19 protein-coding genes are annotated in these 19,166 nt (G+C 61.0%); 9 read left to right on the plus strand and 10 right to left on the minus strand.

All coding sequences use genetic code 11. From position 1 onward, the window contains the following. Positions 1-54 precede the first annotated feature (54 nt). Positions 55-951: a diacylglycerol kinase family protein gene (locus tag LCF60_RS04150; RefSeq protein ID WP_292289857.1), complete on the plus strand. Its 897-nt coding sequence runs from the start codon at positions 55-57 to the stop codon at positions 949-951. Next, the gene (locus tag LCF60_RS04155) at positions 948-1,721 is read left to right on the plus strand and encodes a metallophosphoesterase (protein ID WP_292289858.1); all 774 of its coding nucleotides are present in this window, start codon (positions 948-950) and stop codon (positions 1,719-1,721) included. The genes LCF60_RS04150 and LCF60_RS04155 overlap by 4 nt, the downstream gene beginning before the upstream one ends. Before the next feature lie 12 nt (positions 1,722-1,733). Here LCF60_RS04155 and LCF60_RS04160 read toward each other — a convergent pair whose 3' ends face one another. From LCF60_RS04160 to LCF60_RS04170, 3 genes are read right to left on the minus strand one after another with little or no spacing between them, the layout of a single operon-like run. After that, entirely contained in the window at positions 1,734-2,450 is a 717-nt protein-coding gene (locus LCF60_RS04160; protein ID WP_292289859.1) for a c-type cytochrome, read from the minus strand. 4 nt (positions 2,451-2,454) lie between these two features. Continuing rightward, positions 2,455-2,892, minus strand: coding sequence for a cytochrome c (locus tag LCF60_RS04165; RefSeq protein ID WP_292289861.1), 438 nt, complete (start codon positions 2,890-2,892; stop codon positions 2,455-2,457). Between the two features lie 14 nt (positions 2,893-2,906). Next, entirely contained in the window at positions 2,907-4,505 is a 1,599-nt protein-coding gene (locus LCF60_RS04170) for a flavin monoamine oxidase family protein (RefSeq protein ID WP_292289863.1), read from the minus strand. A 181-nt stretch (positions 4,506-4,686) separates the two neighbouring features. Between LCF60_RS04170 and LCF60_RS04175 the strand changes: the two genes are divergently transcribed. Both LCF60_RS04175 and LCF60_RS04180 read left to right on the plus strand, forming a co-directional pair. Next, positions 4,687-5,589, plus strand: coding sequence for a formate/nitrite transporter family protein (locus tag LCF60_RS04175; protein ID WP_292289864.1), 903 nt, complete (start codon positions 4,687-4,689; stop codon positions 5,587-5,589). Positions 5,590-5,615: 26 nt separating this feature from the next. Beyond that, complete coding sequence (locus LCF60_RS04180; protein ID WP_292289865.1) at positions 5,616-6,470, plus strand: SDR family oxidoreductase; 855 nt, start codon at positions 5,616-5,618, stop codon at positions 6,468-6,470. Between the two features lie 48 nt (positions 6,471-6,518). Here LCF60_RS04180 and LCF60_RS04185 read toward each other — a convergent pair whose 3' ends face one another. The 5 genes from LCF60_RS04185 to LCF60_RS04205 form a co-directional block, all read right to left on the minus strand. After that, positions 6,519-7,316: an SDR family oxidoreductase gene (locus tag LCF60_RS04185; RefSeq protein ID WP_292289866.1), complete on the minus strand. Its 798-nt coding sequence runs from the start codon at positions 7,314-7,316 to the stop codon at positions 6,519-6,521. A 66-nt stretch (positions 7,317-7,382) separates the two neighbouring features. Then, entirely contained in the window at positions 7,383-8,342 is a 960-nt protein-coding gene (locus tag LCF60_RS04190) for a Gfo/Idh/MocA family oxidoreductase (protein ID WP_292289868.1), read from the minus strand. A gap of 29 nt (positions 8,343-8,371) precedes the next feature. Further along, positions 8,372-9,457, minus strand: a complete 1,086-nt coding sequence (locus LCF60_RS04195; protein ID WP_292289869.1) for a mechanosensitive ion channel family protein — start codon at positions 9,455-9,457, stop codon at positions 8,372-8,374. 4 nt (positions 9,458-9,461) lie between these two features. Then, positions 9,462-11,063: a sodium:solute symporter gene (locus tag LCF60_RS04200; RefSeq protein WP_292289870.1), complete on the minus strand. Its 1,602-nt coding sequence runs from the start codon at positions 11,061-11,063 to the stop codon at positions 9,462-9,464. Between the two features lie 342 nt (positions 11,064-11,405). Beyond that, the gene (locus tag LCF60_RS04205; RefSeq protein ID WP_292289871.1) at positions 11,406-11,621 is read right to left on the minus strand and encodes a hypothetical protein; all 216 of its coding nucleotides are present in this window, start codon (positions 11,619-11,621) and stop codon (positions 11,406-11,408) included. A 356-nt stretch (positions 11,622-11,977) separates the two neighbouring features. On the opposite strand from LCF60_RS04205, the gene LCF60_RS04210 reads away from it, so the two are divergent. Beyond that, positions 11,978-13,036, plus strand: a complete 1,059-nt coding sequence (locus LCF60_RS04210) for a PRC-barrel domain-containing protein (RefSeq protein ID WP_292289872.1) — start codon at positions 11,978-11,980, stop codon at positions 13,034-13,036. A gap of 66 nt (positions 13,037-13,102) precedes the next feature. On the opposite strand, the gene LCF60_RS04215 is transcribed toward LCF60_RS04210, so the two are convergent. Continuing rightward, positions 13,103-13,705, minus strand: coding sequence for an exopolysaccharide biosynthesis protein (locus tag LCF60_RS04215; RefSeq protein WP_292289873.1), 603 nt, complete (start codon positions 13,703-13,705; stop codon positions 13,103-13,105). 116 nt (positions 13,706-13,821) lie between these two features. On the opposite strand from LCF60_RS04215, the gene LCF60_RS04220 reads away from it, so the two are divergent. Both LCF60_RS04220 and LCF60_RS04225 read left to right on the plus strand, forming a co-directional pair. Then, the gene (locus LCF60_RS04220; RefSeq protein WP_292289875.1) at positions 13,822-15,273 is read left to right on the plus strand and encodes a potassium transporter TrkG; all 1,452 of its coding nucleotides are present in this window, start codon (positions 13,822-13,824) and stop codon (positions 15,271-15,273) included. A 3-nt stretch (positions 15,274-15,276) separates the two neighbouring features. Further along, the gene (locus tag LCF60_RS04225; protein ID WP_292289877.1) at positions 15,277-15,963 is read left to right on the plus strand and encodes a TrkA family potassium uptake protein; all 687 of its coding nucleotides are present in this window, start codon (positions 15,277-15,279) and stop codon (positions 15,961-15,963) included. Positions 15,964-15,984: 21 nt separating this feature from the next. Here LCF60_RS04225 and LCF60_RS04230 read toward each other — a convergent pair whose 3' ends face one another. Then, positions 15,985-16,356, minus strand: coding sequence for a hypothetical protein (locus LCF60_RS04230; RefSeq protein ID WP_292289878.1), 372 nt, complete (start codon positions 16,354-16,356; stop codon positions 15,985-15,987). Between the two features lie 308 nt (positions 16,357-16,664). Here LCF60_RS04230 and LCF60_RS04235 point away from each other — a divergent pair, with 308 nt between their 5' ends. Further along, positions 16,665-17,378, plus strand: a complete 714-nt coding sequence (locus LCF60_RS04235) for a gluconate 2-dehydrogenase subunit 3 family protein (RefSeq protein ID WP_292289879.1) — start codon at positions 16,665-16,667, stop codon at positions 17,376-17,378. A gap of 1 nt (position 17,379) precedes the next feature. Then, the gene (locus LCF60_RS04240; protein WP_292289880.1) at positions 17,380-19,158 is read left to right on the plus strand and encodes a GMC family oxidoreductase; all 1,779 of its coding nucleotides are present in this window, start codon (positions 17,380-17,382) and stop codon (positions 19,156-19,158) included. The last annotated feature ends 8 nt before the right edge of the window (positions 19,159-19,166 follow it).

A 19,166-nucleotide genomic window follows, 5' to 3' on the forward strand; every position in this document is an offset into this window, starting at 1 on the left:
GAACATGGGCAAGTCGCGCGGCGTTGTCGACTAGGCGCGGGAAGGGAAACAGGCATGATGCACGTGATCGTAAACAGGCACGCAGGCGACGGGGCTGACAGTGACAGCAGGATTGCGCAGTTGCGCCGGGCTGTGGATTCGGCGGGTCTCGTGGCTGACGTGGTGACCCCGAAAGCCCGCGAGTCGTTGTCGGATTGTGCAGAGCGGCTTCTGGATCAAGGAGCCGAGACGCTCGTGGCGGCTGGCGGGGATGGCACGATCGCTGCTCTGGCGGGACCGTGCCATGCCGCGGGGGCGCGCCTTGGAGTCATCCCCATGGGCACCTTCAATTATTTCGCACGCGCCCACGGCATTCCGCAAAACCCTGACCACGCAGCGGAAAACCTGGCTCGAGGACCGGAACAGGCGGTTGCGCTGGGCATGGTCAATGGTCGGGTCTTTCTGAACAATGTCAGCATCGGGCTGTATCCCTCGATCCTGCGCGCGCGCGAAGACGTGTATGACCGGTTCGGTCGCTCGCGACCGGCGGCCTATTGGTCGGTGCTGAAAACTCTTGCGCGACGTCCTGGCTCGCTCAGGTTGGCGGTCGAACTGGACGGTGCCGAACATCGCCTGCGCACTCCGCTGGCGTTTGTGGCCGCCAGTGCCTACCAGCTCGAGGAGTTCGATCTTGCCGGCGTCGAGGCCCCCCGCGAGGGATCCTTTGCAATGCTGGTGGCGCCGCGGGTGCGCCGGCGGGCGCTGCTGCGGACCGCGTGGCGGCTGGCGTGGGGCAAGGCGGCGAAGGGCCCCGACTATGACCTGTATACGGCGGACGAAATCACGATCCAGCCGGAGAAACCGGATGTGCTCGTCGCGTGCGACGGAGAGAAGATGCAGATGGACACCCCGCTTGTCATCAAACGTCATGCAACGCCGCTTCGGTTGATCGCGCCCAAAGCCGACTCGTGACCCGCATCGTTCATATCTCGGACCTGCATTTCGGTCGCGATGACGCAACGCTGATCGCGCCGTTGCACGAGGCCATCGCCACGGCCAAGCCCGATCTGGTTGTCGTGTCCGGAGACATGACCCAACGCGCGCGGCGCGCACAGTTTCGTGCGGCGCGGGCGTTTCTTGATCGTCTGCCTGCACCGTGGCTGTGCGTGCCCGGCAATCATGATGTCCCGCTCTACAACCTGGCCGCGCGCCTGCTGTGGCCCTATGCCGGGTACAAGCGCCATATCAGCCGGTGCCTGCGGCCCGAGTTCCGTACGGACGGGGTTCTTGTGCAAAGCCTGAATACCGCCTGGCCCTTTGCCTGGCAGCGCGGCCATCTGCGGCGCCGGCACTTGCAAGAGGTGTGCAAAAATTTCGGTGCGTTCAAGGGTGCGCGCATCCTTGTGGCGCATCATCCGTTCCAGCAATCGCCGGAGACGAAGAAGGAGCTCATGCCGAACGCCGAAACGGCCCTGCACGAGCTTGCCGACAGCGGTGTCGATGCCATCCTGACCGGGCACCTTCATCGCTGGTACGCCGAACCTTTCGTCGCCCGGACCGGCGGCAGCATTCTGCAGGTGCATGTCGGAACCGGTCTGTCGACACGGTTGCGCGGTCAGGAAAATGACTTCGCGATTCTCGATATCGAAGAGCGCCAATGCACGGTGACCCGGATGATCGCCGGGTCGGATGGGCAGTTCAGACAAGACATGACGAGGCAGTTCTCGTTTGACGAACGCTGAAGAACGGTCCCGTCATTCTTCATCCGATTGCGGTGGCAGATTTGCATAATAGGCTGCGACAGCTTCGATGTCATCGGCACTCAGCTGTTCTGCAATCTCGCGCATGACGTTCAACGGGTCGTTGTGCCGAGTTCCGTTCTGCCACGCGCGAAGCTGGCTGGCGATATAGTCGGCGGACTGCCCTGCCAAGGGCGGAACCGCGGTGCCGCTCTCCATCGCATCCTGCCCGTGACACATGACGCAGGCCGTCATCTCGGCACTTGCGGATCCGCTGCGCAATCCGGCCCGGGCCAAGGCTCCACCCCGTTCCAGCAGGCGGGTGTCAGCCTCTGGATCGGCGGCGTCCGAGGATGGGGATTTCGAGGCATACCACGCGGTCACCGCGCGGATTTCACTGGCGGTCAGTCGCGATGCAACCTCGGACATGATGCGACTTTCGCGCGTGCCCTTGCGATAGGCGACAAGCTGATCCGCAAGATAGGACCAGGGCAGCCCGGCCAGCATCGGCGCCGCCCCGCCGCCTTGCCCGCTGCGCCCGTGGCAGGCCATGCACTTCATCTCCACCCCGCCTTGCTGGGCACCCCCGGCGGCAATGAGGCGACCTCGTTCGAGGGTGCCCGCGTCCGGAGACTGATCATTGTCGGACGTGCCGACAGGGTTCGAGAAGTCCTGCGCTTCGACGCCGAAGCCGAACGCCAGAACCAGGGCAAGTGTCAGAAAGCGGCGCATCGGATTATCCTTCATCCAGGTCGGCGAAATCCTCGCGCATCCGCGCCACGTCTTCGGCGGAAACCTCGTCCGTGTAATCGTTGCCGAAAGCGGTGCGGATATAGGACACCACTGCGGCAACCTGTTCATCGTCCAGCCAATCGCCGAATGCGGGCATGGCACCGTTGCCCTCGACGACCAGGTTGACGGGATAGCGCGCGACCTCGAGCTTTGCGTTGCCCGCAAGAGCCGGGTATCGCGCCGCGCCAAACGCTCCGCCGCCGCCCGGCCCGTGGCATCCCGAACACGCTGTTCCGTAGATCGTTTCGCCGTCGGTTTGTGTGAAGACATCCGTCGTCGCCCCGAGTTCCTCGGAACCCGGTGCCTTCGACGGGGCCTTGTCCTGAGCCGAGACCATCGGTGCGACCGTCAGGACCAGGATGAATGCGGAACGTTTGAACATAGGTTCCTGCCTCCTTACTGAGATGTGGTGGCGCGTTCGTGGATCTGACGCACGGCGTCGAGGGCGGACAGAAGCGACCCTTCCTGCCATCCGGGCAGGTAACTGATATGCTCTCCGGCGCAGACAAAGCGGTTGTCCATCGTTGCCGCGACTTCGTAGTCACGCCCGCGTTCATCCCAGTTCGAATAGCAGCCCAGCATCCATGGCACGCGGTGCCAGCTGAGCACGACGCCCGTGGTGAATTCATCCCTGTATTGAGGATGGATCTGCGCGCCATATTCGAGCACGGATTCAAGGCGCTCTTCCGGCGACATGGAGTTGTAGGCATAGGCATGCGGGCCATACACATACGCGCCCAGAAGAACCCCTGGCCCGCTCGAATGCATCTCGTTTGACGGATAGGCGATTTCGGCGATGGGAAGATCGGTCAGGGTGATCCCGCCGTAGATCTGTTCGTCGCGTTCCCAGAACCGGCGCTTGAATTCAAGACCGGCCTTGACCGCTTCGTAGTAGTGCAAGGCGCGCATGACTTGCCGCAACTCGGGCGACACGTCGACGTCAAGCTGGCTCAGGATGGTGAAGGGGATGGTGCAGACGCAGTAATCCGCGGTGATCTGCCCGCCTTCGCCCTGACCGTCGGCGGCATTGTACTCGACCGTCACGCTGTCTTCCGATTGCATCACGCGGGTGACTTGGGCGTTGTACTGGATAAGGTCACCGACTTCCCGCTCGAAAGCCTTGGCGATCTGTTCCATGCCGCCCACCGGCTGGAACATCGGCGCGTGGTGGCGGTAGGTCGTGTGGTTGCGCATGTATTGCCAGAAGCGCGACTGAAGCAGGTCCTTCAAGGCAATCGGCTCGGACGGTTCCGGCGCGGCGTCATAAAGCCCGCCACCGGGGGCGCTGCCATCGGGATAGCCCCGGTATTCCGCGATATCGAGGCTTGCCGTATACCGGTAATCCTTGTCGAGGATGCCGAAGGATTTCAGCGACTCCAGCAGGATTTCGGTGTCCTCCTGCGTCAGGTTCGAGTCCAGCGCGCCCTTGTTGGTGGCCTTTCCCAGCAGTTCGGTTATCTGACCGACATAGTCGGCCCAAGCATGACCATAGCGGATCGGCTTGCCATCGAAATGATTGGCGGAGTGAAGATACGCATTGTGGTTTTCCTGAACGAACACCTCGAGCGGCACGTCCAGGCGGTGGCAGTAATCCAGCACGGCGAGGTGATGATGCGGAATCCGCCACGGACCGATATTGATATATTGCCCGTCCGAGAATTCGACATCCTGGCGGTAGCCGCCAAGCTCTTCGATCTGGTCGCCGCCTTTCAGCGTCCAGCATCGGCCGCCGGCACGGTTCTGATATTCCAGAATGGTGACATCATATCCTGCCCTGCGCAGTTCCAGCGCCGCGCACATGCCCGCCAGTCCTCCCCCCAAAACGACGACGGATTGCCCATCCGGGGCACCGGAAAGATCGGGCGGTCCGGTGTACGGGCTCTGACGGGCGTGGCCCAGACTGGCCATGGCGTTCAGCATTGTGCCGGACCCGGCGGTCAGCCCGATCATCTTGAGCAATGCCCGGCGGGTGGGGAGGGGGGGTTCGTCAGCCATGAGACCACCTTTCAGCTTTCCTGGGACCGTACAGTCGAACGCGCAACCTCGAAGATTGTTTCCCGCTTCGGAGGGGAAATGCGCAGGCATGGCCGCGTGCCGGTATCGGAACAAAGATCGCGCGCGGATCGTTGGAACCTCATCAATCCAACAAGTTGTCTTAACGCGAGGACCGGCAGCCATGGCCGACCCAACACGGAAATTTGGACCAGATAAAATTGGACAGCGCATTGCCGAAGAAGACGCGGACGCCGTTCGTCACGAAAAGGAAGAGGAATCCGTCACCGAGGCGACACGGCTGTCGGCACGGTTGATCTACGAGGTCGTCCGGCGCGATGGCGAAGAGGAATTGCGCCGCCCGGCACCGTCGCTGGTTTTCTCGGGGACGGCTGCCGGCATCCTGATCAGCCTGTCGGTTCTCGCCGAAGCCATCTTGCGGACGCATCTGGACCCTGAACGTCCCAGCACGTTCCTGATCGAGAACATGGGGTATACGATCGGGTTCATCGTGGTCGTATTCGGTCGCATGCAGCTTTTCACCGAAAACACCATCACCACGGTGCTGCCGGTGGTTGCCCGGCCGGATCGGGACTGCATCCTGTTGATGGTCCGGCTCTGGACGGTCGTGCTGGCGGCCAACGTTGTCGGCGCATTCATCGCGGCGGCCTTTCTGGGGCTGACCAACGTCGTCGATGCCGACCTGCGGGCCTCGTTGACCGGGCTGTCGTTTCACGCGGTGGATTTCGATCCGTTGGAAGGCTTCATTCGCGCGATTCCGGCCGGGGTTCTGATTGCAGCCGTCGTCTGGATGATGCCGTCAGCGCAGGGCAACGCGTTCTTCATCGTTTTCACCTTCACCTATCTTATCGCCGCAGGAGACTTCCCGCATATCGTGGCGGGTTCGGTCGAAATGGCCTTCCTGATGCTGCGCGGTGAATTGGGCCTCGTCCCCGCTGTCACGGGCTTTTTCCTGCCTGTTCTGGCTGGCAACGTTGCCGGCGGAACGGCGATCTTCACGCTGCTGGCCTGGGGCCAGGTGCGCAATGAGGTGGAGCATGGAACGCGCGAAGAGACCGTCCGTTAATCCTTCGGAAACGAAGGAGAGACGTCATGAGCCAAGAAGTGAACATTCCCGCCCAACATCAGGAGTCCATGCCTGCCGACGAACACCGGATGGAGCCCGCCCCGGACTGGCACCCGCGATATCCCGGCAGCGGACGCCTGAAGGACAAGATCGCGCTGATCACCGGCGGCGACAGTGGTATCGGTCGCGCGGTGGCCGCGCTGTTCGCCAGGGAAGGCGCCGATATCGGGATCATCTATTTCCATGAGGATCACGACGCCGAGGACACCCGCAAGATCGTCGAGGACGAGGGCGGCAAATGTCATCTGGTCAGGGCCGATATCGGCAATCGCGACGAGGCGATGAGAGCCGTCCATGCAATTGCCGAGCATTTCGGCACGCTCGACATCCTGGTGAACAACGCCGCCCAGCAGTTCCTGGAAACCGATTTGCGTGGCATCACGGAAGAGCAGTTGCGCCGGTCCTTCGACAGCAATGTGATGGGCCAGTTCTTCGTCACCCAGGCGGCGCTGGATCATCTGCCCGATGGCAGCGCGATCGTGAACACGGCGAGCGTCAACGCGTTCAAGGGCAATGCCAAGCTTGTGGATTATACCGCCACGCGCGGCGCGATCACCGCGTTCTCACGGTCGATCGCAAGTCAGCTTCTCGACCGCAATATCCGCGTCAATTGCGTGGCACCCGGGCCGATCTGGACGCCCTTCATCCCTGGCACCATGCCGGCCGACATGGTCGAAGGCTTCGGCAAGCACGCGCCCATGGGACGGCCAGGCCAGCCTTGGGAGGTGGCGCCGTCCTACCTCTTTCTGGCGTGCAAGGATGGCAGTTACTTCACCGGCCAGACGCTCCATCCCAACGGCGGGATGATCGTCGGCAGCTAAGACGCTTCAGGGTTCCCCTCCGTCGCGCCTCCTGGCGGTCGCCAATGTCTAGACCGACATCGTGGCGACCGATCCGCCGTCCACGCGGTAGTTCGATCCGACGACGAAGCTCGCCTTCTCGGAGCACAGAAATGCGATCGTTGCCGCGACCTCCTCGGGCCGTCCCCGGCGTTTGAGTTCGAGATGCGGGCGATCTTCCTGCAAGAAGCTCTCGATTGCCTTGTCCCGGCTGACGCCTTCGGCCTCGGCCTTCTTGTCCATCATGGTATCGGTCATCGGCGTCTCGATGAAGGCGGGTGAGACGCAGTTCACCAGAACGCCACTGGGGGCCGCGACGCGGCTCAGGCCCTTGGCAAAGTTCAAGAGACCCGCTTTCGCCACGTTGTAGACGGCTTCGTCGGAATAGGGCTGCATCGCGTTTTCGGAACAGACGATGACAACGCGGCCCCAGCCGCGTTTCTCCATCGTCGGAACAAATTCCCGGAGTGTCCGGACGACCGACATGAAATCGGTCTCCCATGCCTCGTTCCATGCGCCATCGCTCATTTCCAGCGGATGACCCTTCGCACCTGTCACGCCTGCGGCGCAGACCACGATGTCGGGCATGGTGAACCGTTCTTCGACCGTCGCGCCCAAGCCCTTGACCTGGTCGGCCGCGCGCAGATCGGCTTGCAGGGCGTTGGCATTCCGGCCCAGGGCGTCGGCTGCTTCGGCCACGGCATCTCCCCTGAGGTCGACGACGATCACATTGGCCCCTTCCTCTAGAAGCGCCTGTGCCGTCGCGCGACCGATGCCCGATGCGCCACCGGTTACAAGCGCGGTCTTGCCCTTCAATCCATAATCCATGGTGGACGGTCCTTTCTTGCGATACAGGATTTTGCGGTCAACGTTCCGGTCTTCGGGCAGTTCCCCTCAGCACCGCCGCAGGGCCATGGCGTCCAGAAGCGCGTTGACGGATACCGCCGCCCTAGGCGGCACAAGATCGACCGTGTCCTTTCCCTCCAGCGCATCGAGAAAGGGCTCGATCCCTTCGCCTGCGTCCAGGGGCGGGATCGTTGCCGTGAGCGCCGGAGTGTCTGCGCCGCGTTTGATGACAGTCAGATCGCCATCCGCCAGCTGCGCCGCGCCATTTTCCCCGACCAGCGCGATTTCAAGCCGCATGGTGGTGTCGGTCCACCCCGCCTCGACCACGCCTGTTGCGCCGTTTTCGAACGTGACCGCAGCAGCGCCGTGATCATCCAGTGGCCAGCCCAACGCGTTTCCCGTCACCGCGTGCCCTGCCGAGATGGGTCCGACGAGCCATTGCAGCATGTCGATGACATGCACCGCCTCGTCGACAAACCCGTCGTAGCAGGCAAGCGCCGGATCGGTCATCCAGCAGTCCAGATCCAGCCAGTCGGCATAGCCGCCATCGTGTGAAAAGCGCATCCTCGCGTCGATGATCCGGCCGATCATTCCGTCCTCCAGGGCCGATTTGAGCTGCTTCAAGGCGGTATTCGTGCGAAAGAAGTAGCCGGTGTGCAAAAGGATGCCCTTGTCCTCGGCCAGGTCGGCACATCGCTGCGCGGCGTCGGCGCTTGCGGCGAGAGGTTTCTCGGAAAAAACGGGCAACCCGGCGGTGAGCGCGGCCGAGATATCGGCTTCGTGATGCGCGGTTTCGCTGCACACGATCGCACCGACGCATCCTGTCTGGGCGATGGCCTCGAGGCTGTCGAGCGGCTCTGCGTTCAGGTCGGCGCAAAGCCTGTCACGACGCTCTGTGTCACGATCGTGGATTGCGCCGATGCGCCAGCCCCGATCCTCGACATGGCGCAGGTGATCGGCGAGGTGGACATGGGCCGCGCCCAATAGAAGAAGCGTTTGATTTTGCATAAGCTCTCTTTCCAGGCAGCCAGGCGCGGCTAGGCGGCCTTTGTTTCCAGTTCTCCACGCAGGCGCGGCAACGCTTCGGGATGGGTTTTTTGAAGCCAGTCGATGAGTTTTTCCCGCACCTCGCAGCGCAGGTCCCAAGCCTGTGGCGAGGTCCGCGCGCTCATCAATCCGCGGATGGCGATGGTATCCTTGTCGGTGTCGGTCACCTGCAGATTGACGACGTTGCCGTCCCAATGCGGAGATTTTCCGACGATCTCTTCAAGCTGCTTGCGCACGTCGGCGACCGGAACGGTGTAATCGAGATACCAGTAGACCGATCCGATGATCGACGCGCTTTCCCGGGTCCAGTTCTGGAACGGTTTTTCGATGAAGTAACTCAGCGGGACAACCATGCGCCGCCAGTCCCAGATCCGGACGACCACATAGGTCGCGAAGATTTCCTCCACCCAGCCCCATTCACCTTCGACAATCACCACGTCTTCGAGCCGGATCGGCTGGGTGATCGCGATCTGCACACCGGCGATCAGGTTGGCAAGGACGGGCCGCGCGGCGAGACCGAGGATCAGGCCGGCCGCACCCGCCGAGGCGAACAGGCTGACGCCGTATTCCTGCACCGGTTCGAAGGTCAGCAGCACCGCGCCAGTGGTGAAGATCGCCAGCAGGATGGTGACCGTGCGGCGCAAAACGCGCACCTGCGTCACGAATTTCCGCGCGGCGAGGTTGTCATCCGTGTCCAGCCGATGCTTGCGCACCGCCCGGTCGCTGAAATGCCGCGTGAGAATGATCGCGGTCCAGCCCAGGAACACGATCAGCAGGACAAGAAACAGATGCCCGAGCCATTGTTCATAGCCATAGGGCAGTTCGAGGATCGGCACGGTGATCGCCAGCGCGGCAAGGATAAAGGCAAGGCGCGTGGGTCTGCGCGCGCGCCGCAGGAGGGACGCGCCCAAGCCCTGTGTGGTGTCGGTGAAACGCCGGAGCAACCGGAAGACCAGGAAATGCAGAATGACAGCGACCACCAGGGCCGCTGTCATGAAGAGGATCGGCGCAAGCCAGTCCGGCCAGCCTGCTGCCGCCTCGCCTAGTTCAGGTAGGTATGACCACACCTGTTCCATCGGATCACCAGAACCAGATCACGAAACCGGCTGTGGCAACGGCGAGCAATCCTGCCCAGAGGGTCCGGTCGATCCAGATCGGACGCTCGAGGGTGGTGAAGATCTCCTTTGCCTCGGAACCCGACCATACGAGGTTCTTGACGTCCTCCTTCTCGTCCTGACGCGTCATCGCGGACAGGCCGAAATGAACGATGATGCCGAGCAACATCATGATCGAGGACATCACCGTGTAGTGGATTGCTGGCAGCCCCCAGGATTCCCACACCCCGGTCACTTCTTTCAGGATGAACAGCGGTATGCCGATCACCAGGCCGAGCACGATGGTCCAGAACGCGCCGGTGCCATTGAGCCAGGACACGAACAGCCCGAGGATATACACGACCACGATGGTCGGGATGATGTAGGACAGTGACGACTGGAAGTAGCTGAACAGGCTCTCGAAGCTCGAGATCATCGGCGCATAGATCGCGCCGAACACCATGACGATGCCGGTGACCACGCGGCCCAGCCAGACCTGGCGGTCTTCGCCGATGTTCCAGATCGGTTCGACGAAATCCTTCACGACAAGCGTCGAGGCAGAGTTCAGGGCCGAGTCGAGGGACGACATGATCGCGGCGATCAGCGCCGCCATGATCAACCCGCGAATACCGACAGGCATCAATTCGAAGGCCAGCGTCGGAAAGGCGAGGTCCGGCGTTTCCAGGTCGGGATACAGCTTGAGAGCGATAAGCCCGGGCAGGATCATCAGGAACAGGTTCGGCAGCTTCAGGAAGCCGGCGAACAGGGCACCGACCTGGCCTTCCTTGAGGTTTTTCGCGCCAAGCGTGCGCTGCACCACGAACTGGTTGATGGTCCAGTAGTAGAAGCCAAGAAGCACGACGCCCCAAAGCCCGGTCCACGGAAGGAAATCGTCATCCGCCGGCAGAATGAGCTTGGTTTTCTCCTCGGGCACGTCGACGAAGAGCTCCTGCCATCCCCCGATCTCGTTCAGACCGAGCCAGAACAGGGCTGCCGCCCCGATGATGAGCAGGATGGCCTGTACGGTGTCGGTCACGACCACGGCCGAGAGGCCGCCGAGAATTGTATATATCCCCGCGACAAGCGCCAGAACCGCCACCGCCGTCCACAGGTTGAGGTATCCGGTCACGTTCGAGATAACCAGCCCGCCCGCATAAAGCGCACCAGCGGTGTCGATGAACATGATCGCCAGGATCGTGAAAAGCGAAAACGCCCTGCGGGACCGGACGTCATATCGCCGTTCGAGAAATTCGGGGACGGTCGATATCTTGGCGCGCAGAAACGAGGGCAGAATGAAGATCGCGAAAAGGATGAGAACGAGCGCGGCTGTCCATTCATAGTTGAAGATCACGACACCATTCGAATAAGCGCCGCCCATCAGGCCGACGAAACTCGACCCCGACATATTCGAGGCAAAAAGCGAGAAACCGATAAGATACCAGGGCAAGGATCGGCCCGCGAGGAAATAACTGTCCGATCCTCCTTCCAGTTTTTTCGAAACGTATATGCCATGGGCAACGACCCCGATGAAATAGATCAGCACGATCGTGTAATCTATCCAACTCAGATCAAATTTTGCGTCTCCCATCCGAACAACTCCTTCAGCCACATTCATTGCGGGGGTCGACAATGCAGACGATCAGAAGCGGCGGGTCACTCTTTCCGGTCGTCGCAAAGAACGGCGTCACCCTTTTCCATCAGTCAGCCAAGCAACCGCCGGGCGTTTCGACCCTGGGTGACAATGCTCCGAAACACGCGCGCCGACACGGCGGGCCAGCGGATTTCGATCAAGGCACCAAGTTTGTTCACACAAGGTCAAATCATCTTGAATCAAACGCCGATGGCAGTTTCCGGTTTCGCGGGCCATGACGAAAAAATTCGGGAACTTCGCGCTTTTCCTGGCGTTCGCGGTAACGCATTTGGAAAACTCTCAGAGAAACACCATCAGGACAATCGCAATAGCAGTCGCAACCAATAGGCCAACAATGAGTGGCCCCGCCTCGCGCCGCCGCCGTTCCGTCTGCGGATTGTCGGCAAGCTGTTCGGGGCGGTCGGATGCACCGGCATCGCCAGGACCCGCACGGACGTCTTTCGGTTTGGCAGGGCTGCGTTGTTCCTCGACAAGACGTCGGGACTCTTCGGACATCGGTGTTTCGGAGTGAGTTTGATCGGTTGGATTGCGACGATCCGAATTCAATTCCGGGTCATTCCGTCGTTCATTGTCATTTGCAGGGTGATCGGCCATTTTGTTTCTCCTTTCCGCTTGCGGATATTGCAATCGGAAAAGGGGGCCAGCAATGCGATGGTTCCATATTCACGCTGAGGCTATTTTACGCCCAGACGCGACATTGTTTTGGGAAAGGCAAGAAGAGGGTAAAAAACGCCTGAAACACAATATCGGTTCCAAAAATATATTCAAAATATTTTGGCACCTTTACGGTCATGGGTTGTTGCTATGACAGGCCGCAGCAACGCGGCGAAGTTACGAATAGGAGAAACTTCATGAAAAAGCTTCTTGCAACAACAGCCATCGCGACAATGGCGGCGATGCCGTTGTACGCGGAAAACCATACCGGCGGTGATTCCACCTCAGGCGAACAGCAAGCCTCGATGAGCGATCCGTCGATGACCTCTGGCGACCTGCAAATCCGGGGTTCCGAATTGATGGGCAAGACCATCTACGTCCCGGGAGAAGGCAGTTCGGCCGACCAGATCGAAAACGAAGTCGCGGACGCCTCTGACCAATGGCAGGACGCAGGCGAGGTCGGCGACATCATCCTGAGCCGTGAAGGTGAGTTGAAATCCATCACGATGGATGTCGGCGGTTTCCTGGGAGTTGGCGAAAAGGTCGTCAGCGCATCGATGGACGAGCTGAGGTTTGTCACGGATTCCGATGACGAAGGTGAATACTTCATCGTTTTCAATGGCGACCGGTCCGAGCTTGAAGACCGCGAGGCCTTTGATCAGGCCGCTGCAGAGCAGCAGGGCGATCAGATGATGAGCGATCAGTCCGGGACCCAGACAGCGTCGTCAGGTCAATCGGGTGACTCCGGTCAGTTGACCACGACCGGCGATGATATGGAAAGTGCCGATAGTTCCGAGTCGACAGACACGATGCAGGACAACACCGATACCGCGAGCGATACGTCGTCGTCGGACATGACCGAAGACGAGCGCACCGCCGACATGTCCGAGCAGGACGGTTCGTCCACAATGTCGGAAGAAGAAACGGCAGCCAATACGTCTGGGCAGGATGATCAGACCGCGCAGCAGACACAGGACACGCTGTCGTCCTTCACCGCTGACGAACTCGAAGGCATGCCGGTCTACGGCAGCGAAGGCGATCGCGTCGGTGAAGTCGAACGCATCATCCTGACAAACGACGGTCAGGTCGAAACCGTTGTTGTTGACGTCGGTGGCTTCCTTGGTCTCGGCGAAAAGCCGGTGGCCGTGGCACTTGACGACTTGCTGGCTGGCGAAGATGCCAACAGCGGCGAGATGCGTCTGTCGGTCAATCACACCGAAGAGGATTTGCAGAACATGGAATCCTGGGAAGAGTGATCCGCTTTGTTTGGTAACGAGTAACCGGGGTCGCCCATCGGGCGGCCCCTTTTTTGTTGCGCGCCCTCAAGAGTTCGAGAGAGACCCGGCAACGGTGATCAGGATCGCGGCGGCAGACGACATGGTGAATATGCCGAAAACCGCAAAGAGACCGTCGCGGAGCAGCAAAGACGTTGCGAAAAGCAGAACCGCAGCACCAAGAACGGATGACGAGAAAGGCACGATTTCAAGAAACGGCATGGACGCGCCGCAGATCAAACAGAGCGCCTGAATGGTCTTGCGGCCCGGCCAGCGCAGCATCGTATGCCAGCGATCTCGCGAATGATGATCAAGCCAACCGGCGACGCCATGCAGCTTTTGAACGGCCGCATTCGCGCGCTGACCCTCAAGCGTATAGTTCATCATGAAACGTGGCAGCCACAGCTTCTTGCGACCCGCGACCATCTGCACGGATATGGCGGCGATCGCGATTCCGCAGGCTGACGAGAACAGGGGTATCCCGCTCAGCGGCGACACCACGAGCAGGGCGGGAACCATCAGGATGGGCAAAAAAGACCGCCCCCCGAAGGCATCAATGGTTTCCTGCACGCTTACGGTTTCCTGATCAGAAAGGTCTTCGAGGCGATCAACAATCTGGTTGACGCTGGTGGTGCCCGTCATGTCATCCATGTGTGGTCTTCCGTAGAAATTGGATTTTGACGTCAACGTTCCACCGATGCGACCGTTCCGGCGCGGAACGAAAATGCGGGGTGCGGCGTTCGTGTAGGCCACACAAGGAAACCCGCATGCGTTACAAGCGTGGCCAGGCCAGCACCAGTTGGCAGGCCCGTCCCCTCACGGTGTTGAAGGCCCTGTTGTCGCACGGCCATATCCTGGCCGCCGTGCTTGCTGTTCCCTTGGGTGTCGCGCTTTTCGAGCAGCAATGGGCGCTTTCGCTCGCGCTGACGGTTCCGACGGTATTCTGTCTCGGGGCCGCGGCGCTCAGCACCCGGTACGGCGTGCCGAAGGACCTGCGGGAAAACGAGGCGGTCTGCACCTTCGTGGCGATATTTCTCTTGTTGTCGATACTTCCGGTCCCGGCCTTCTCCGTATTGGGCATGGGGCTGCATGATGCTCTTTTCGAAGCGGTGTCCGGAGTAACGTCCACAGGCCTGACCGTGGCGCAGGGAACGATGGAATGGCCCTTTGCCGGGCATATCCTGCGCGGCTGGCTGCAATGGTCGGGTGGGTTCGCCATCGCCGTCGCGGGTGTCGCGCTGATTTTGGGACCGGGCGCTGCGGCCAGCACAATGGGGCATGTCGGGATCGACGACCGGGACATTCTGACCTCGACCCGGTCGCAAGCGCGGGACTTGCTGATCGCATATGCGGTGATGACCGGTATCGCCATCGGGTTGCTGGTCGTTCTGCTGCCGAGTTGGCAAGAAGGCGTCGCCGTCGCATTGACCGCTGTTTCGACCGGGGGCTTCACCCCCCGCGCCGACAGCCTGGCGAGCTATTCGACCGGCGCGCAGGTCGTGGTCATCCTCATCTGCCTGTCCGCATCGGTGTCCCTGATCGCGTATGCCCATCTCAGGAAGCGCGATTGGCGGGGCGCTTTGGAACAGAGCGAGGCCGCGAGGTATTCCGGCTTGGCCCTGGCTGGCCTGGTCGCGGTGGCCCTGGTTCTGTGGCTGACGGGTCAGCCGTCACTGAGCGACATGCTGGACGCCATGTTCAATTTTCTGAGCGGGCTGTCCACGGCCGGCTTTTCCAGCGCGCCGATCAACACGGAGTCTGGATATCTTGCGCTCGTTCTCCTGGGCATGGTCATCGGCGGCGGCATCGGGTCGACGGCCGGCGGCGTCAAATTCGACAGGGTGATCACCCTTGCGTCGATGGTGCGGGTGTCCTTGCTCAGGTTGCGTGTGCCTCCCCGTGCCGTCACCAGCCTCCGGGATCGCCGGTCGAAGGTTGCCGCCGACCAGGTCATTTCGATCGGGGCCGTGGTGTTTTGCTACGCGGTCTCGGCCCTGGTGTTCTGGATGTTCTTTCTGCTGTCCGGCGAACCGCCGCTGTCGTCGCTGTTCGAGGTCATCTCGGCCCTGTCCACCGTGGGTCTGTCGTCCGGTCTCACCGGGGCCGAAATGCAGACCCACCTGAAATATGTTCTGATGGCCGCGATGCTGCTGGGCCGATTGGAATTCCTTGCGTTGCTTCTGGCGCTGTCGCCGGGCACGTGGATCAAACGGAGTTGAACCATGCGTATCGTCGTCGTCGGAGCCTCGCGCTTTGGGCAAGCCACAACCGAACAATTGCTGGACAAGGGACACGAGGTCGTTCTTGTCGACAGTGACCGTGCCAAGCTTGAGGAACTGGAAGAGGAGCTAGACTGCGGCATGCTGCATGGCGATGGGTCTCTCCCTTCGGTCCAGCGCGAGGCCTATGGCGACCATGCCGATGCGCTGATCCTGCTCACAAACAGCGATGACGTGAACATTCTTGCTGCGACCGTGGGAAGGTCGATCGGGTTCGAACGCGTGCTGCCGCAGATCGTGCGTGGCGAACTGATCTCGGTCTGCGAGGAACTGGGGCTCGAGGACGTGATCGCGCCGCATCATCGCGTCGCGCGTTCCATCGTTCGACTCCTCGAAGACAATGACGACGCCTCGATGGAGTTGCGCTTTCACAAGGGGTTGCAACTTGTCGGGTATCAGGTCCCGGACCGGCTGAGTGGCAAACGCGTCGGCGGCTTGGACCTGCCTGACCGCTGCCGCGCCATCGGCATCGCCCGCGGAGAGGATGAAAACCTCGTATCCGATGACACGGAACTCAATGCGGGCGACAAACTGGTCCTGTTGGTCGACGACTCCGCGAAATCCGAACTCGATGCGTTTTTCGAGGACGATGGTGACAATTCGCCGTCCCCGGAGGAGGACGACGACTGAGCCTGTCGGCTCGATCCGGGGTCAGGAATGGTGCGACAGCCAGTTGCAGATCGTCTGGAACACCATCGGTTTGGGCATTTTCGCAGCGGCGGGAAATTGTTGCAGGACCCTGGAACTGCGTTCCTCGTAGCCGGTCAGGAACAGGATGGGGACGTTCTTGTCCGTCAACCGTCGGGCGACGTCTTCGCTGGTCTGGTCACGACCCAGGTTGACGTCGAGGATGGCCCATCGCGGCAGGGTGCCGGATTCCAGTTCGGCCAGCGCGGTTGCCGCGCAATGATACGGCCCCATGACCGCGTACCCGGCTTCTTCGAGCGACACCGCAAGGTCGATCGCTATGATGACCTCATCTTCAAGGACCAGGATATGGTCGCGCTGCTCTTGGGGCGTCATTTTCTGCTCCATTCCTGACGTCAAATCACACTCTCGCCGCATAGAGGACCTGGTGCCGGACCTGTCATCGCTGAGCGTCGGGTGTCAACAGATTTTCGGCAAGCTGCTGGAAAGGCGGAATAAAATTCCACCTTTAAGAGATATCGACGTTCAATCTTAGCAAAATTCAAAGCGTCTGCAAGTAGAGTACTTGCAGAAAATGCAACTTCTGGTCCCGCCTCCCTCAAGAACAGATTCCGCCGGATTTTGGGAACCAAGGCCTGACAGCCCCGTTCACAAGCAAGGCATCAGTCAACGGAGTGTGAGCCATGACGCAGTTCTCGAGGCGCGCGATACTCAAACAAATGGGAGCCGTCGGATTGGCCTCTGCCGTCCCGCAGACCCTGGCCGCGCAGAACCCGTATGCCGAACTGGATGGTGTCCCGTGGTTCTTTCTGTCCGACACCGAAGCACGGTTCCTCTCGGCCTTCTGTGACGTGCTCATCCCCGAAGACGAGTTTCCAAGCGCCACCCAGGCCGGAGTGATCGATTTCATCGATCTTCAGCTCGCCACGGGCTACGGCCAGGGCGCGGGCCTATACATGAAAGGCCCCTTTCGCAGGGGCACACTCTCGCAGGGCTACCAGGCCGAGATGGTTCCTGCCGCATTGATCCGCAATTTCATCGCCGCCGCAATCGAGCAAGGTGGCGACCTTGCTGCCGCCGATGCCGAGCAGCGCGAAGGGGTGGTCAGCGCGCTGTCGGAAACCGAGGACTCCTTTGGCGGTGCGCAGGGGCGGGTCGTGTTCGAGGAACTCTGGGCGCTCACCAAGGAAGGCTATTTCGGCGATCCGCTTTATGGCGGCAATCGCGATTACGCGGGCTGGGAGATGGTCGGATTTCCGGGAGCGCACGCCTACTACCTTGAATTCGTCGACAAGAATGTCCCGTACCGCGCCCCGCCCAAGGGGATCGGACATATCCCCGGAACCAACCGTTCTGCCTCGCTCGGGGCCAGCGCGATGATGAAGAAAGAGGGCTGAGATGGTCACGGAACTGCCGAAAACAGATGTCGTCATCGTCGGATCGGGATGGACCGGCCTTGCTGCGGCTTATGAGCTGGCCAATGCGGGGCAGCGGTGCGTGGTTCTCGAACGGGGCGGCTGGCGCCACTCGACCACCAGCTTTGGTGCGCCGGAAGAGCACGACGAGCTGAAATACGCGCGCCAGAAGGAACACATGATCGACACGCCGATCAAGACGCTGAGCTTTCGCAATGACGGGTCCCAGACGGCTTTGCCAATGCGCCGGTTGGGGTCGTTTCTTCCCGGCAAGGGGCTGGGTGGCGCCGGCATCCACTGGAACGGACAGCTCTGGCGGCCCTTGCCGAGCGATCTCAACATGGCGTCCCATTATTCGGAACGGTATGGGCAAGGCATCCTCGACGGGCTCAGCGTGCAGGATTGGGGCGTCGACTATGACGAGCTGGAGCCGCATCTGAATTTCTTCGAAAAGATATGCGGCACCGCAGGCATCGCCGGAAATGTCGAAGGCGAGGCTGCCGAGGGTGGCAATCCGTTCGAAGGCCGCCGCAGCGAGCCCTATCCCAACCCGCCGATGAAAAGCTCGCCGCCGCAGGACATCTTCCGACGCACCGCCGAGCAGATGGGCTACAACCCGTTCCATATGCCGTCTGCCAATGTCACGCGGGCATACGAAAACCCCTATGGTGCCCAGCTTCATCCCTGCGTCTATTGCGGCTTCTGCGAAAGGTTCGGCTGCGGCTATCTGGCCAAGGCCGACCCGATCATCTGCATCTACGACGTCCTGAAGGATCACGAGAACTTCGAGTTGCGCACCGGGGCGCATGTGCTGCGTGTCGAAAAATCGGCAGATGGCCAGACCGCGACCGGCGTGACCTATGTCGACGAGGACGGCCGCGAGCTTTTCCAGCCGGCCGACACGGTGTGCCTCAATGCCTATGCACTCTGGAACGTGCACCTGATGCTGGTCAGCGGTCTTGGCACACCCTATGACCCGCAAAGCGGCGAAGGCACGGTGGGACGCAATTATTCCTACCAGACGATGGCCGCGGCATCGGTGTTCTTCGAAAAGGATGTCTGGTCGAACCCGTTCATGGGGGCCGGTGCGATGGGCATGACCATCGACGACTTCAACGGCGACAATTTCGATCACGCCGATCTGGGCTTTGTCGGCGGCGGGTATATCAGCGCCAACCAGACCAACGGACGCCCGATCAATTACCAGCCGACCCCGCCCGATACGCCTTCCTGGGGCCGCGAATGGAAGCAGGCGGTCCGAGAAAACTACCTGCACCATATCGGGATCGTCGTGCACGGATCATCGGTTTCGGTTCCGCAGAACTATCTCGACCTGGACCCCACCTATGTCGATGATTACGGCCAGCCGCTGTTGCGGATGACCTTCGACTTCCCCGAAAACGACCGCCGGATGTCCAGCTACGTGCTGTCCAAGGCCGAGGAAATCGCGCGGAACATGGATCATGTCCGGGCGGTGAGCACCTCGAACCAGGCGGCCGAGGGCGAAAGTTATTCGGTGGTCCCATACCAGACCACGCACAATGTCGGCGGTGCGGTTATCGGCACCGATCCTTCGACAAGCGTCGTCAACAGGTTCGGGCAGATGTGGGATCACCACAATGTCTTCGTGTTCGGGGCCTGCCTGTTTCCGCAGAACCTTGGCTACAACCCGACGGGTCCGCTGATGGGTCTGGCATATTGGACGCTCGATCACATGAAGTCCGACTACCTCGAAAACCCACGCCCGCTGATGGATGCCTGAAGGAGACA

The organism is Marivita sp., assembly GCF_020055635.1.
Taxonomy (GTDB): Bacteria; Pseudomonadota; Alphaproteobacteria; order Rhodobacterales; family Rhodobacteraceae; genus Marivita.

Excerpts from the sequence above, each read along its gene's own strand:
- LCF60_RS04150 (WP_292289857.1), top strand. The coding sequence starts at position 55 with ATGATGCACGTGATCGTAAACAGGCACGCAGGCGACGGGGCTGACAGT.
- LCF60_RS04160 (WP_292289859.1), bottom strand. The coding sequence starts at position 2,450 with ATGCGCCGCTTTCTGACACTTGCCCTGGTTCTGGCGTTCGGCTTCGGC.
- LCF60_RS04165 (WP_292289861.1), bottom strand. The coding sequence starts at position 2,892 with ATGTTCAAACGTTCCGCATTCATCCTGGTCCTGACGGTCGCACCGATG.
- LCF60_RS04170 (WP_292289863.1), bottom strand. The coding sequence starts at position 4,505 with ATGGCTGACGAACCCCCCCTCCCCACCCGCCGGGCATTGCTCAAGATG.
- LCF60_RS04175 (WP_292289864.1), top strand. The coding sequence starts at position 4,687 with ATGGCCGACCCAACACGGAAATTTGGACCAGATAAAATTGGACAGCGC.
- LCF60_RS04180 (WP_292289865.1), top strand. The coding sequence starts at position 5,616 with ATGAGCCAAGAAGTGAACATTCCCGCCCAACATCAGGAGTCCATGCCT.
- LCF60_RS04185 (WP_292289866.1), bottom strand. The coding sequence starts at position 7,316 with ATGGATTATGGATTGAAGGGCAAGACCGCGCTTGTAACCGGTGGCGCA.
- LCF60_RS04190 (WP_292289868.1), bottom strand. The coding sequence starts at position 8,342 with ATGCAAAATCAAACGCTTCTTCTATTGGGCGCGGCCCATGTCCACCTC.
- LCF60_RS04195 (WP_292289869.1), bottom strand. The coding sequence starts at position 9,457 with ATGGAACAGGTGTGGTCATACCTACCTGAACTAGGCGAGGCGGCAGCA.
- LCF60_RS04200 (WP_292289870.1), bottom strand. The coding sequence starts at position 11,063 with ATGGGAGACGCAAAATTTGATCTGAGTTGGATAGATTACACGATCGTG.
- LCF60_RS04205 (WP_292289871.1), bottom strand. The coding sequence starts at position 11,621 with ATGTCCGAAGAGTCCCGACGTCTTGTCGAGGAACAACGCAGCCCTGCC.
- LCF60_RS04210 (WP_292289872.1), top strand. The coding sequence starts at position 11,978 with ATGAAAAAGCTTCTTGCAACAACAGCCATCGCGACAATGGCGGCGATG.
- LCF60_RS04215 (WP_292289873.1), bottom strand. The coding sequence starts at position 13,705 with ATGGATGACATGACGGGCACCACCAGCGTCAACCAGATTGTTGATCGC.
- LCF60_RS04220 (WP_292289875.1), top strand. The coding sequence starts at position 13,822 with ATGCGTTACAAGCGTGGCCAGGCCAGCACCAGTTGGCAGGCCCGTCCC.
- LCF60_RS04225 (WP_292289877.1), top strand. The coding sequence starts at position 15,277 with ATGCGTATCGTCGTCGTCGGAGCCTCGCGCTTTGGGCAAGCCACAACC.
- LCF60_RS04230 (WP_292289878.1), bottom strand. The coding sequence starts at position 16,356 with ATGACGCCCCAAGAGCAGCGCGACCATATCCTGGTCCTTGAAGATGAG.
- LCF60_RS04235 (WP_292289879.1), top strand. The coding sequence starts at position 16,665 with ATGACGCAGTTCTCGAGGCGCGCGATACTCAAACAAATGGGAGCCGTC.
- LCF60_RS04240 (WP_292289880.1), top strand. The coding sequence starts at position 17,380 with ATGGTCACGGAACTGCCGAAAACAGATGTCGTCATCGTCGGATCGGGA.